Below are 13,628 nucleotides of genomic sequence, written 5' to 3' on the forward strand. Positions count from 1 at the left end.
TGAGATATTGGGAGCGGGCATTTACTCCTGGTAAAAACGGGGTCAGACCCTTATTCCCCAGCCTCATCGGTGGGCGCTGGCCTGAATGACTCAAGAAGAGCTGAATACACACTCAGACTTCAGCAAGAGTAGTCCTGAGAAAGCTCAAAGCATCCTTGAAAACCTGATGCCATCTTTCAGAAGGCTCACTCATTAGTGGATGCCAAAAAAATCTGAACTCATGACCTCCATCGTCTTCTGCAAAATGCACCCAAGTATCGGGAAGGTCTTGGGCAACATGACACTCATGAAATGCCCATGTGTGTCCCCTTTCAATGGCACGCCATTCACCCAGATTTCGCCCTACCGCGGATTGAATCCCTGCTTCTTCTATCAGCTCTCGCACGGCAGCCAAATCGGTGGACTCACCTGGTTCCACACTGCCCTTGACCAGTTGTAGCCCTGCCAATGGATGCTCAAATGCCAAGATCTCTAGCGTTTCACGGGCTCGCAGAACCACAGGACAAGATTTATCTGCTCTCATGCCGTCACACCTTTCCCTGTTTCAACTAATCCTTAGGCAAGTCGAGAAGCATAGAGGAAGCAAGCTGTCATCGAAACCGAGGGACGCGAAAGCCCCGTCAAGGCGTGTTAAGCGTCCGCGACCATGACGATGAAGTACGCACATTTCAGTCGTGGGCATTTGGCAGAGGTGGTGACGCTGAATCCATTGTCTGCTGTTCAAGCTGCAAGGAAGGGGATGCGGCGTTCAACAGAGAGCGTTGCTGCTGATCGTTTTTGTGGGTCTGCTGATTCGGTTGAGGAGGCGTCGGGGCTTAGTCTTGGTAGGTCACTGAATCATAAAAACTGAAAAATGGGGTGATGCAAGCAGCCCAAGATTTTCAAGTGTGGACATTTTTTGGGCATTTCGGCCAAAAAGGGACTTCGATTTTTCGCGAGTTTCCAAACCCCAGAAACCACAAAGCCCCGCATTGCGGGGCCTTGAGATATGGTGCCGGCACCAGACGAACGGTATGTTTCGGCGAGAGTAGGTTTTTCGGGCATCTGGAGTTCGCTGGAAAATTCGGCGTACCCCAACTAGTAACTATAAACAAATCAGCTAGTTATGGCGTTCGGTGGAATCGAACTCGGGATTTTTTAGCTGTCAGCACGTTGTCGGTCTGCAAGTAATTCAGAGCCGCATACGGAATGGTAAACCTCCCGAATTCGAACGTTGTTGATCATCCCCTCCGTCGAGAATAGGTAGGAATCCGCCAAAAGCTGCCGTGGCGACAGGCAGCAGACGGCCAATAGCGGTCGCCCAACTGCTTCACCCTCGCTTAAGGACCAGCCAAGTGATATACCGCGCTTGGGTCTAATGCATGACACAAACAGGCAGTCTCATGATGCGATTCTCAATTTATAGCGGATTGGTTTTGGTGGGCTACTCGGCGCTCGATTACGGAGATCCCCCGATGGGCGTTGCTTTCGGCCAATTCGAACCTGCCGATGGGTACGCAGCTATCCAGAACCAGTGCTCCACGAACCATCACGACCAGACCGTTCTGGATCTTTCTGTTCAGACCGAAGCGGGTCTGGTCATTCCATGTGCGGGTCTGGCCATCCTGGATTACTCCGAAGAGCTCGCGCCACCGTGCATCGAAGTGAACATTTTCGGCATTCCACATCCGCTCTATGGCGAGCTGTTTCCTCGGCACGTCACCCTGTATGAGCGTCAATTCAGCTAATCGGAATGTCCCGCCGATGTCCGCTTCGGGTTGTGGACTCAACCGGCCATTAGCTGTCCTTCACGAAGGGCAGCTTTGGGTCGACTAGCGACCTCCACGCATTGCGACTGATCCACCCTTGTCCTTCCTCAACCTGGAGGACAAGCCATGAACACTATCGCTTTACATCGCCATCAGCCTTGGAACAAGGGAAAGCTTGTAGGGCAGAAAGCCCCGCTTCGAGTCAGAGATATCTGGGCTATTCGAGTCAGTCTTCAGCTCGCGGAGAAGACACGGGATCTGGCTCTCTTCAACTTGGCCATCGACAGCAAGCTGCGTGCCTGTGACTTAACCAAGCTACGAGTACGTGACATTGCGCATGGGGAGCATGTTTCGTCACGGGCCATCGTGATGCAGCAGAAAACTCAACATCCAGTGCAGTTTGAAATTACTGAGCAAACACGAACAGTTCTGGAGGCCTGGATGCGTCAGGCGCATCTTCCCAGTGAGGACTTTCTGTTCCCGACGCGATTGCATGACTCAGATCATCTCTCCACCAGGCAATACGCTCGAATAGTCAAAGCATGGGTAACAGCCATTGGACTGGACCCGACGATGTACGGTACCCACACGTTACGGCGAACCAAGGCTTCGTTGATCTATCGTAGGACCAAGAAATTGAGGGCAGTTCAACTCTTGCTTGGTCATACGAAACTCGAAAGCACTGTCAGGTATTTGGGCATCGAGGTAGACGATGCTCTAGAAATGGCAGAGCAAACAGACGTGTAATCTTCCACTGCGACGGTCTGCGGCAGACCGTCGCTTTCCGACCCAAAGCTGTCGGTCAGATCCCTTGGATGTGGGACAAGTAGCCCAAACGCCTACGCATTCCCTGGCTGATATTTGAGAGGGTAAACTGAGCACCTTTCCATCTGTGTGGTACCGATATGGACATCAATCTACTGACCGAATCCATGCTTGGCCACTGGCGTGCTCCCTCGGGTGTCTGGCAATGCGAATTCCAGTTCGGCAGCCGATTGATTTACGTCCAGCACCACAATGACGAGCCACCTTACGCCAGGCTCGCCGCTGCGCAACGCGCGGTCAAGGCTACGTGGGATGATTTGCCCCAGGCACTGACGTTTGCCGAACAGCACTGTAAAGCACAGATGCCCGAACTGATGCGGTTGTACGAAACCCACATGCCGTGGGAATCTCCGTTGTTCGTGTACTCGATCCACTTCGATCTCGACAAACCTTACCCTAGCTATACCATTTCCAAGAACCCTGACTTCGATTGGGATCGCATCCTGATCGACGAAGATGAACTGTGCCAGGAGCACAGTGTTTGCATGGAGCAATATGAGCCAAAGGATAACTTTTGGGTTTACGTCAGGCGCGTGGGGTTTCAGCAATTCGAGCTTGGGGATTAGCTTGGCAATCAACTATGTATACCCCCCCAGCCCCTGAATCACCGCTGATTAAGTAGACACTGGAGAGCGTCCACTTCTGGCCGAACGCAGTCGTTGGTGACGGCCGTCCATAGGCCATAGAAAACAGGGGTCAGACCACCATTATTGAAAACATGCTCTGACACCTATTTTCCTAATTTAGCCGTGAGCGCGAAACCAGTTGCCATCCAGCGGCTATAACTGGCGTAGGAACCCCGTCGATGGTTGGATCATCAGCGTAGGGTGAGACCCCCACACCCCTGCTTGAGGGTGTGTATATGAATATCAAGCGTACTTTCAAGGGCTGCCGGCAATGGTGGCCCTTTTCTTTATCTGTCACAAAAGTGTGTAGCGCTTGTATAGCTGGTCGCCGGGGGAAACGCTGTCCTGTCTTTTTTCATGGGGCTTGTTCACTCCCCATCAGGCGTCGTCTGCATTGTCTTCCATGATCGGCAGACCAATGCAACGATCAAATATCTGGATCAGCGGGCCATCGTCGCCATGAAATGACTGATGATTCGCTTTAATCCATTCTTGTTTGTCGACTTTCCACCAATTGATCTCGTAACCCGCGTTGATGATGATCCATTCGAACAGCATCCGCTGGGCTCGTCCGTTACCTTCTCGGAAGGGATGTGCGACGTTTAACGTACTGTAGGACTCGGCGACGGCTTTGAGCAGTAAGTCGCGTGAATAGCCTTCAAACCAGCCGTTGGACTCGACTTTTCGGAATTCTCTGGCGGCTTCCGGCTCTATGCGGTCAGGGACGCAGAACTGATTTCCACCTTTGCTGATCTTTACCGTCCGGATCTCGCCGGCCCAACTATAGATAGCCGAGAATAGGGTACGATGAATTTGTTTCAGAGTATCCAGGCTGTATGGCGGCTCTATGAACTCAAGCCGCTCTGCGGCAGCTTCGGTGAGATAGCGTTCGGCCTCGTTGAGGTCGTCCTCATCATGCAAATCAAGTAGGTTTTTGAGGGTACCTGTTCCCCGGTAACAGTAGGGATCCTGATCGACCCCGTATTTGTCATTACTACTCAAGCTTTGATTTGCCGAACGGCCATGAGCGCAGCTTCGCGAGTGGGAAGCTTGTGATCGTCATTTGGAGAGGTCGTAAAACCCTCGAGGCGCAAGCTGGCTGCGAAGTTGGATTTACGGTGTTTGGCGAAGTAGGCTTTTTTGGCTTGAAAACTCAGCTTTTCCACGTCTGCTCTCCACGGATGTGTGCCCGAGAGTATAGCTTATTCAACTAGCTGTTTGGCTCTGCATCAGCGCTACTCGTCGCCTTGGGAGATGCTCCCACCGAAGGCCGGGCTGGAAGGACATTTCGTCAGGCAAAAAAAAGCCTCGCATCGCTGCGAGGCTTTTTAATATGGTGCCGGCACCAGGAGTCGAACCCGGGACCTACTGATTACAAGTCAGTTGCTCTACCAACTGAGCTATACCGGCGTGTTAGGGCGACGATTATAGCGATTGAAAAAGTTCTGTAAACCCCTGAAATCTGACTATTTTTGCGAAAACCCAAGTTTTCGCCCTTCGCCCTGCATTTACCTGCTTCTCCCGCAGCAAAATGCCCCGATCAGCGCTCGTGCATGGCCTCTGCGCGGGATTTGATGATTGGCTTGAGCAGGTAGCTCAAGATGCTCTTCTTGCCGGTGATGATGTCCACAGAGGCCACCATGCCGGGGATGATCAGCAGGGGTTTGTCGTCGGTGCCGAGGTGGCTGCGGTCGGTGCGCAGTTTGATGACGTAGAAGGTGTTCTTCTTCTCTTCATCCATCACGGTGTCGGCGCCGATCTGTTCGAGTTTGCCTTTGAGGCCGCCGTAGATGGTGTAGTCGTAGGCGGTGAATTTGATCATTGCTTCCTGGCCGGGGTGGAGGAAGGCGATGTCTTGCGGGCGGATCTTGGCTTCTACCAGCAAGGTGTCGTCCAGCGGTACGACTTCGGCGATGTCGCTGCCGGGCTGGATCACGCCGCCTACGGTGTTGACCAGCATTTGCTTGACGATACCGCGCACGGGGGAGGTGACCATGGTGCGGCTGACGCGGTCTTCCAGGCCTTTGGAGGTGGCTTGGGCCTTGCTCAGGTTGGTGCGTGCTTCGTTCAGTTGAGCCAACGCTTCGCTGCGGAATTTGCCGCGGGTCTCGTCGATTTTGCGTTGCACTTCGTTGATGGCGGCCTGGGCGCGGGGGATGGCCAGGGTGGTGCCATCGAGCATGCCGCGGGTTTCCACTTCGGAGCGTTTGAGGCGCAGCACTTCTACCGGCGAGACCGCGCCCTGTTGTACCAGCGGTTCGGACATGCCGATCTCCTGGCGCAGCAGGTTCAGGCTGTTGCGGTATTGGTCCTGCTTGGAGGCGAATTCACGCAGTTCCTGCTGGCGTTGCAGCAGTTGTTGTTGCAGCCCGCCGATTTCGTCCGACAGTTGCTGGCGTCGGCTCAGGTACAGCGACTCTTCGTTCGAAGCCTGGTTGGGCACGGCTTTGCGCGCGTCTTCGGTAATGTTCAGCGGGCGATTTTCGACTTCGGCGCTGAGGCGCTCCACGCGCAGTTCCATGGCCACGCGGTCGGCTTCGGTTTCGCCGACGTTGGAGGCAAAGCGTGTGTCGTCCAGGCGTACCAGCGGCGCACCGGCGTCGACGATTTGGCCTTCATGCACGTAGATCTGGGCGACGATGCCGCCTTCCAGGTTCTGGATTTTCTGGATGCGTGAGGAGGGGATCGCCTTGCCTTCGCCTTTGGTCACTTCATCGATGATCGCAAAGTGCGCCCACAGTATCAGGAACACGAAGAAGCCGATCACGCCCCAAATGGTCAGGCGCACGATGCGCGGGGCGTCGTCGACCAGGGCTTTTTCGACTTCGGGCAAGGGCTGGTCTTCGAGCGAGTCGGTGCCTCTGAAATAGCCGAAGATGACGTCTTTCAAACGGCGTGGGCCGGATTTAAGCAACACTGATCTGCCCCTTTTTCAGCGCTTCCATGACGGCCGCTTTTGGACCGTCCGCGAGTATCTGGCCACGGTCGATCACCAGCAGGCGATCCACCAGGCTCAACAGCGAGGCGCGGTGGGTGACCAGAATCACCGTCTTGTTTTCGATCACCGACTGCAAGCGCTGTTTCAGGCGCTCTTCGCCGGTGTTGTCCATGGCGCTGGTCGGTTCGTCCAGCAGCAGGATCGGTGGGTTCAATAGCAGCGCACGGGCGAGGGCGACGTTTTGTCGCTGGCCGCCGGAGAGGTTTTGCCCGCGTTCGCCCACTTGCAGTTCGTAACCTTGCGGATGCAGCCTGGCAAATTCATGCACGCCGGCCAGTTCTGCGGCTTGCAGCACCATTTCGTCGTCCACGTAGCGCGCACCCGAGACGAGGTTGTCGCGTAAGGTGCCGGCCAGCAGTTGGATGTCCTGGGCCACGTAGCCGATGTTGTGGCGCAATTCGCTGACATCGATCTGGCGAATGTCCACGCCATCGACCAGCAACGAGCCCGAATCCGGCTGGTAAAGACCGACCAACAGTTTGGCCAGCGAGCTTTTGCCCGAGCCGCTGCGCCCGATGATGCCGATCTTCTCGCCCGCCCGCACGTTCAGGTTGATGCCGCGCAGCGCCAGGTTTTGTTGGTTCGGGTAGGTAAAGTCGACTTCGCGGAACGTCATCGCGCCTTGCAGCGCCTTGCGGCTGAGCGGGCGTTCGTCGTAGTTGCGTTCTTGCGGCAACTCCATCATCTGGTCGACCGAGACCATCGTCACCTTGGCTTGCTGGTAACGCGTCAGCAGCCCCGACAGTTGCGCCAACGGGCCCAGTGCGCGACCGCTGAGCATGTAGCAGGCAACGAGGCCGCCCATGCTGAGAGCGCCATCAATGATCTGGTACACGCCGAAAATGATCATCGCCACGCCGGCCACTTGCTGGATCAGCAAGGTGATGTTCATGGCCAGGCCCGACAACACCTTGACCCGCAGTTCCAGGCGGCTGAGGGTGCCAATGGTCTGTTCCCATTGATACTGGCGCTCGCTTTCTGCGTTATTGACCTTGACCGCATCGAGCCCGGCGAGGGTTTCGATCAGGCTCGACTGGCGCTCGGCGCCCAGGGCCATGGTGCGCTCCAGTGTCGCAGTCAGCGGTTTCTGGAGCATGTGGCCGATACCCAGGGCCAGCGGGAACGCGATGATCGGAATCCACACCAGGTGGCCGCCGAGCATGGCGATCACCACCAGGATGATCAGGGTGAAGGGCAGGTCGATCAGGCTCGCGAGGGTCAGCGAGGTGAGGAAGTCGCGCATCCCCTGGAATTCATGGATGTTCTGCGCAAAGCTGCCGACCCGCGCCGGGCGCACTTTCATGGCCATGCCCACGATGCGCTCGAACAGCGTCGCGGAGATGATCAGGTCGGTTTTTTTGCCCGCCAGGTCCAGGCATAAACTGCGCAGGCTCTTGAGCAGCAGATCGAACAGGTACGCGCCGCAGATACCGATGGCCAGCATCCACAAGGTGGCGGTGGCCTGGTTGGGGACCACGCGGTCGTACACGTTCATCACAAACAGTGGTGCGGCCAGGGCGATCAGGTTGATCACCAGGCTCGCGGCGATTGCGTCGGCGTAGAGCCAGCGCGAGCGCTTGAGGGTGTCTCGAAACCACGAGCGTGCGCGCGGGATCAGCGTGCCGCTGGTGATGTCAAATTTATGCTGCGGTTGGGCGAAAAATACCCGACCGCTGTAATCCTGACTCAAGGTTTCACGGCTGACCTGTACTTCGCCGCCGTCGCTTTCGCTGAGCAGCAGTCGCGCCGTGTCGCCTTCCCAGCCCAACAGCACCGCGCTGCGCCCTTCCTTGAGCAGCAGCATGGCGGGCAGTGCGATGGATGGAATCTGTTCCAGCTTGCGCTGCAGCAACCGCCCCTGCAAACCCGCCCGAGCGGCTGCACGCGGCAGCAACTCGGCGCTCAGGCGCTGGGCCGCGAGTGGCAGCCCAGTGGTCAGCATTGCGCGGCTGGCGGGTTTGTAATGCAGTGAGCAGAGTGTCAACAACCCGTCCAGCAAGGGGTCGTCATGCTGACTGCGCGGGTCATGGTTGAGTTGCGCCACACCTATTTCAGAATCCAAGCTGACTCTCTCTTACTGCAGTTGAGTGGTCCAACGCCGTCAAGAATCAGTTCATCCCTGGCAGGTTTACCGACGGTTTAATATCGTTCTGCACAACCGATGCCATCGGCGCTACCACGCCCTGACTTCTCAGCAGTTGGCCCATGTCGGCCTTGATTCGATACTGGGTGTAGATCTGCAGGTTTTTGATCTGCGCCAGACGCTGCTGAGCGGTGAACAGTTCATTCTCGCTGTCGAGCAAGTCGAGCAGTGTACGCTCACCGAGGCTGAACTGCTGTTGATACGAGGTACGTACTCGCGTGCTGCGGTCCACGTATTCCTGCGCGATCGGCACCTGCTGGGTGGCGTTGTTGTAGGCGTTCCACGCCAGGCCCAGCTCTTCGTTCAGCTGACGCAGGGCGTTGTTGCGGATGTCCAGCGCCTGGGAGGCCTGGGAAGCCTTGGACTGCAGGTTGGCCTTGTCGGTGCCGCCGTTGAACAGGTTGAACTGCATGTTCAGCATGGCGGAATAGCTGTTGTCATGGCCTGGGTCGCCGGCGATGTTGTCGTTGGCCGAACGTTGCAGTACCGCATCGAAGCGCGGGTAGAAGGTCGACTTGGCGGATTCGTACTGCTTTTCAGCGGCGGTGATATCCGATTCGGCAGAGCGCAATACCGGGCTGTCGGCAATCATCTGGCGGCGTGCGTCATCCAGGCTGGCTGGCAGCAAGGTCACGATGCCCGCTGGCTTTTCCAGTTGGTCGGGCTCTTGGCCGACAACGCTCATGTAGTTGGTGTTGGCGTCAGCCAGGTTGGTCTGTTCGGTGATCAGGTTGTTTCGAGCCTGAGCCAGACGGGCTTCGGCCTGGTCCATGTCCGCCATTCTTCCGACGCCACGGCTGGTGCGCAATTTGATCTGGTCAAAAATGCGTTCGTGGCTTTTCAGGTTCTCTTCTGCCAGTTGCACCATCTCGCGACGGGTCAAGACATCCAGATAAACCTGGGCGACCGTCAGGGCGGTGCGCTCGGTCGTGTTGAGCAGCGCATAACCGCGGGAATTGGCGGTGGCTTGTTGGCGACCTACTTCATTTTGGGTGCCAAAACCCTGGAACAGGTTTTGCTGCAGACGAATGGTCGATTCGCCGCGGTTCATGGTTTTCCAATCGTGGCTGTTGCTGGCCGCGCGGGTGGTGGTGTTGTCCGAGCTTTCACGGCCATAACCGCCCAGCAAGTCGACTTTAGGCAAGTAGCCGCCTTTGGCTGCGTCGACTTGGTAGTCAGCAGCAATGCGCGCATTGACACCCGCTTGGATCTCCGGATGGACTTCCACCGCTTTCTGCATCGCCTCTGTCAGGGTTTGAGCCTGTACGAAACTGGCGGCTAGAGCAAAAGGCAAAGCTTTGAATAAGTGCAAACGCATTGTGATTCTTCCCTGGGGATTGGTTGCCTGGAAAACCGCAACAAACTTGAAATAGTGCATTGGATTGGCAACCGAAATCACTGCTTGTCATGAGTGCTGGACGGTGCAAACAGAAAGTCGCGATGCCGTGTAAATATCAATGTGACATTACCGGGCGGATTGTTTAGGATGGCGCCAAATAGGTCAATACCTTGACGGAAAAGTAATTCGTCGAGCAAAACACCAAAATATTGACGCCAAATTTTTTACATGGGTTTAACGTACTCCAGCTATTGAATCGGCACTAGAGAGAAAGGCCGGTCTCCATGATGGATGCCCCCTGAACGGTAATACACGGAGAGTCTTTTATGAGCAGCGTTGCGGTCGTCAAAAGCATTGTCGGTCAAGTGTTTGCGGTATCCCCGGAAGGGATTCGTCGCCTGCTGGTAGAAGGGGATCGTTTGTTTGCAGGGGAGCAGGTGGAAACCGGTCCTGCCGGCTCCGTGTCGCTGGAGCTTGCCGATGGCCGCACCCTTGACCTGGGGCGCGACACGCAATGGAGCGCGAACACGCCTGACTCAGTGACCGACCTGAGTGCCGCCACTGCCCAGGAAGCACCCTCCGTTGCCGAACTGCAGCAAGCCATCGCTGCCGGTGCCGACCCGACCCAAGACCTTGAAGCCACAGCTGCCGGCCCGACTGCCGCTGGCGCGGACGGCGCCGTGGGTGGCGGCCACAGCTTTGTCGTGCTGGACGCCACCGCAGGCACGGTTGACCCTACCATCGGTTATCCGACGAACGGCTTGAATGCCGCCGATGCCGCGACCAGCCTGTTCACCGCCGCTACCAATAACAGCCTCGATCCGCGCAGCGTCACCATCACCTTGACTGCCACGCCGAGCATCACCGAAGCCGGCGGCGTCGTGGTTTACACCGTGTTTGTCACCCAGGCGCCGACCAGTGACCTGACCGTCACCTTGTCCAACGGCTTGTCTGTCGTGGTCCTCGCCGGCCAGACCGCGGGCGCGCTGAACGTCACGTTCGCGGGCAATGACACGCCTTACCTGGATGCCTCGTCGATCTCCGCCACCATCACCGGCACGTCCGGCGGCGGCAACCTGATCATCACCACCGACCCGGCGCCGGCCGTTACGCAGATCAATGACACCATCGACACCACCACCGTCACGCTGAGCGCGAACGCGTCGGTCGATGAGGGCGGCAAGATCGTTTATACCGCGACCGTGAACAACGCCGCGCAGACCGACGTCACCATCACGCTGTCCAACAACACCACCATCACCATCGAAGCCGGTAAAACCACGGGCACCGTCAGCGTCGATACGCCGGCAAACCTGGCCGATGGCAAAGACCTGACCGTCAGCGCCACCATCACCGGTGCAAGCGGCGGTAACTACGAAAACCTGGCGATCAACCCAGAAGCCGCCACTACCACCGTGATCGCTGTCGACAACCCGAGCGTGCTGGTCGCAGACACCAACACGGTTGCCGAGGAGCAGGTTGCCACTGGCAACGTGCTGAGCAATGACAGCGACATCGACAACGTGCTGACCGTCGCGACGTTCACCGTTGGCGGCACCACGTATAACGCAGGCCAAACCGCCATTGTCGAAGGTGTCGGTACCGTCACCATCGGTGCGGATGGTGCGTATGCGTTTACCCCGGTCAAGGATTACAACGGTGAAGTGCCGCAAATCGGCTACACCACCAATACCGGTTCGAGCAGCACGCTGGACGTGACGGTGACGCCGGTTAACGACGCGCCGGTGGCAGTGGTGGTTGCAGCGAACGGAGCTGAAGATCCGGCCCAGGGCATTGCGGTCAAACTGAGTGCGACCGATGGGGATGGTTTGGCGAACGTGAAATCGTTCACTGTCGGCACGCCAACCAATGGCACGTTCTACACCGACGCGGCCATGACCAAACCGGTGACTGGCTCGATCGACGCGGTCAACGGCGAAGCCACGATTTACTTCAAGCCGAACGAAAACTTCAACGGCACCGCGAATTTCACCTATACCGCGACCGACAGCGGCAACGCTGACGGCAGCAACCCGCTGACCTCTGCTCCGGCTAACGGCACTGTCACTGTGACGGCGGTCAACGATGCACCAGAAGCGATCGCGACCACTGCAACCGGGACTGAAGATCCAAGCGTAGGCATTGCGGTCAAGCTGAGCGCGACCGATGTGGATGGCCTGGCGAACGTGAAATCGTTCACCGTCGGCGAGTCGGCCAACGGCACGTTCTACACCGACGCTGCCATGACCAAGCCGGTGACTGGCGCGATTGACGCGGTCAATGGCGAAGCCACCGTGTACTTCAAGCCGAACGAAAACTTCAACGGCACCGCGAACTTCACCTATACCGCGACCGACAGTGGCAACGCGGATGGCAGCAACCCGCTGACCTCTGCGCCGGCTAACGGCACTGTCACTGTGACGGCGGTCAACGATGCGCCTGAGGCTGTTGCGACCACTGCGACGGGCTCTGAAGATTCGGCCCAGGGTATTGAAGTCAAGCTTTCGGCCACCGACGTAGACGGCGTGGACAACGTGAAATCGTTCACTGTCGGCACGCCAACCAATGGCACGTTCTACACCGATGCCGCCATGACCAAACCGGTGACTGGCTCGATCGACGCGGTCAACGGCGAAGCGACTGTTTACTTCAAGCCAAACGAAAACTTCAACGGCACCGCGAATTTCACTTATACCGCGACCGACAGCGGCAACGCTGATGGCAGCAATCCGCTGACCTCGACTCCAGCCAACGGCACCATCACTGTCACTGCGGTGAACGATGCGCCGGTGGCTGTGGCGACCACTGCGACCGGTTCTGAAGATCCGGCCCAGGGCATCGAAGTCAAGCTTTCGGCCACTGATATCGATGGCGTGGAGAACGTGAAATCGTTCACCGTCGGCACGCCTACCAACGGCACGTTCTATACCGACGCTGCCATGACCAAGCCGGTAACCGGCTCGATCGACGCGGTCAACGGCGAAGCCACGGTTTACTTCAAACCGAACGAAAACTTCAACGGCACGGCGAACTTCACCTATACCGCGACCGACAGCGGTAATGCTGATGGCAGCAACCCGCTGACTTCGACTCCGGCCAACGGCACTATCACCGTGACTGCGGTCAACGATGCGCCAGAAGCTGTCGCCACTACCGCGACCGGTTCTGAAGATCCGGCCCAGGGCATCGAAGTCAAGCTTTCGGCCACTGATATCGATGGCGTGGAGAACGTGAAATCGTTCACCGTCGGCACGCCAACCAATGGCACGTTCTACACCGATGCGGCCATGACCAAGCCGGTAACCGGCTCGATCGACGCGGTCAACGGCGAAGCCACGGTTTACTTCAAACCGAACGAAAACTTCAACGGCACCGCGAATTTCACCTACACCGCGACCGACAGCGGCAATGCTGATGGCACCAACCCGCTGACGTCTACTCCGGCCAACGGCACCATCACCGTGACTGCGGTCAACGATGCGCCGGTCGCCGCACCGACCACCGCAACGGGTTCCGAAGATCCGGTTCAAGGCATCGAAGTCAAACTGAGCGCGACCGACGTAGATGGCGTGACAGACGTGAAATCGTTCACCGTCGGCACGCCAACCAACGGCACCTTCTACACCGACGCTGCCATGACCAAGCCGGTAACCGGCTCGATTGACGCAGTCAACGGCGAAGCGACCGTTTACTTCAAGCCAAACGAAAACTTCAACGGCACCGCCAACTTCACCTACACCGCCACCGACGGTGGCATTGCTGATGGCGGCAGCCCGCTGACCTCGGCTCCAGCCAACGGCACCATCACCGTGACTCCGGTCAACGATGCGCCGGTTGCCGCACCGACCACTGCAACGGGTTCTGAAGATCCGGTTCAAGGCATCGAAGTCAAGCTGAGCGCCACTGACGTAGACGGCGTGGCGGACGTGAAATCCTTCACCGTCGGCAC

10 protein-coding genes and 1 tRNA gene are annotated in these 13,628 nt (G+C 57.4%); 4 read left to right on the forward strand and 7 right to left on the reverse strand.

Going from position 1 to position 13,628, the window contains the following annotated elements:
* Window positions 1-112: 112 nt before the first annotated feature.
* Entirely contained in the window at window positions 113-523 is a 411-nt protein-coding gene (locus NR164_RS20455; RefSeq protein WP_256823195.1) for an NUDIX domain-containing protein, read from the reverse strand.
* A gap of 931 nt (window positions 524-1,454) precedes the next feature.
* On the opposite strand from NR164_RS20455, the gene NR164_RS20460 reads away from it, so the two are divergent.
* The 3 genes from NR164_RS20460 to NR164_RS20470 all read left to right on the forward strand — a co-directional run bounded on the left by NR164_RS20460 (window position 1,455) and on the right by NR164_RS20470 (window position 3,139).
* Window positions 1,455-1,727: a hypothetical protein gene (locus NR164_RS20460; RefSeq protein ID WP_256823196.1), complete on the forward strand. Its 273-nt coding sequence runs from the start codon at window positions 1,455-1,457 to the stop codon at window positions 1,725-1,727.
* Window positions 1,728-1,874: 147 nt separating this feature from the next.
* A complete protein-coding gene (locus tag NR164_RS20465; protein WP_256823197.1) occupies window positions 1,875-2,495 on the forward strand; it encodes a tyrosine-type recombinase/integrase in 621 nt (206 codons plus the stop codon).
* Between the two features lie 158 nt (window positions 2,496-2,653).
* Window positions 2,654-3,139 (forward strand): hypothetical protein, encoded by a 486-nt coding sequence (locus NR164_RS20470; protein ID WP_017475282.1) that lies wholly within the window; start codon window positions 2,654-2,656, stop codon window positions 3,137-3,139.
* A gap of 438 nt (window positions 3,140-3,577) precedes the next feature.
* On the opposite strand, the gene NR164_RS20475 is transcribed toward NR164_RS20470, so the two are convergent.
* The 6 genes from NR164_RS20475 to NR164_RS20500 all read right to left on the reverse strand — a co-directional run bounded on the left by NR164_RS20475 (window position 3,578) and on the right by NR164_RS20500 (window position 9,658).
* Window positions 3,578-4,201 (reverse strand): Fic family protein, encoded by a 624-nt coding sequence (locus tag NR164_RS20475; protein WP_169886759.1) that lies wholly within the window; start codon window positions 4,199-4,201, stop codon window positions 3,578-3,580.
* Window positions 4,198-4,365 carry a YhfG family protein gene (locus NR164_RS20480; protein ID WP_090234743.1) on the reverse strand — a complete coding sequence of 56 codons (168 nt, stop codon included), beginning with the start codon at window positions 4,363-4,365 and terminating at the stop codon, window positions 4,198-4,200. Before NR164_RS20480 ends, NR164_RS20475 begins: the two co-directional genes overlap by 4 nt.
* Before the next feature lie 168 nt (window positions 4,366-4,533).
* Window positions 4,534-4,609: transfer RNA gene (locus NR164_RS20485), tRNA-Thr, on the reverse strand.
* Between the two features lie 130 nt (window positions 4,610-4,739).
* On the reverse strand, window positions 4,740-6,116 hold the full coding sequence (locus NR164_RS20490; protein WP_046385021.1) for an HlyD family type I secretion periplasmic adaptor subunit: 1,377 nt from the start codon (window positions 6,114-6,116) through the stop codon (window positions 4,740-4,742).
* Complete coding sequence (locus tag NR164_RS20495; protein ID WP_046385020.1) at window positions 6,106-8,259, reverse strand: type I secretion system permease/ATPase; 2,154 nt, start codon at window positions 8,257-8,259, stop codon at window positions 6,106-6,108. Before NR164_RS20495 ends, NR164_RS20490 begins: the two co-directional genes overlap by 11 nt.
* Window positions 8,260-8,305: 46 nt before the next feature.
* A complete protein-coding gene (locus NR164_RS20500; protein WP_046385019.1) occupies window positions 8,306-9,658 on the reverse strand; it encodes a TolC family outer membrane protein in 1,353 nt (450 codons plus the stop codon).
* Between the two features lie 347 nt (window positions 9,659-10,005).
* Between NR164_RS20500 and NR164_RS20505 the strand changes: the two genes are divergently transcribed.
* A partial coding sequence (locus NR164_RS20505) for a retention module-containing protein (RefSeq protein WP_256823199.1) occupies window positions 10,006-13,628 on the forward strand: 3,623 nt, incomplete at its 3' end.

It is taken from the genome of Pseudomonas sp. Pse79 (assembly GCF_024519615.1).
Taxonomy (GTDB): Bacteria; Pseudomonadota; Gammaproteobacteria; order Pseudomonadales; family Pseudomonadaceae; genus Aquipseudomonas; species Aquipseudomonas veronii.

Bases quoted from the DNA above. Each gene is read 5' to 3' on its own strand.
- NR164_RS20455 (WP_256823195.1), bottom strand. From the start codon at position 523: ATGAGAGCAGATAAATCTTGTCCTGTGGTTCTGCGAGCCCGTGAAACG.
- NR164_RS20460 (WP_256823196.1), top strand. From the start codon at position 1,455: ATGGGCGTTGCTTTCGGCCAATTCGAACCTGCCGATGGGTACGCAGCT.
- NR164_RS20465 (WP_256823197.1), top strand. From the start codon at position 1,875: ATGAACACTATCGCTTTACATCGCCATCAGCCTTGGAACAAGGGAAAG.
- NR164_RS20470 (WP_017475282.1), top strand. From the start codon at position 2,654: ATGGACATCAATCTACTGACCGAATCCATGCTTGGCCACTGGCGTGCT.
- NR164_RS20500 (WP_046385019.1), bottom strand. From the start codon at position 9,658: ATGCGTTTGCACTTATTCAAAGCTTTGCCTTTTGCTCTAGCCGCCAGT.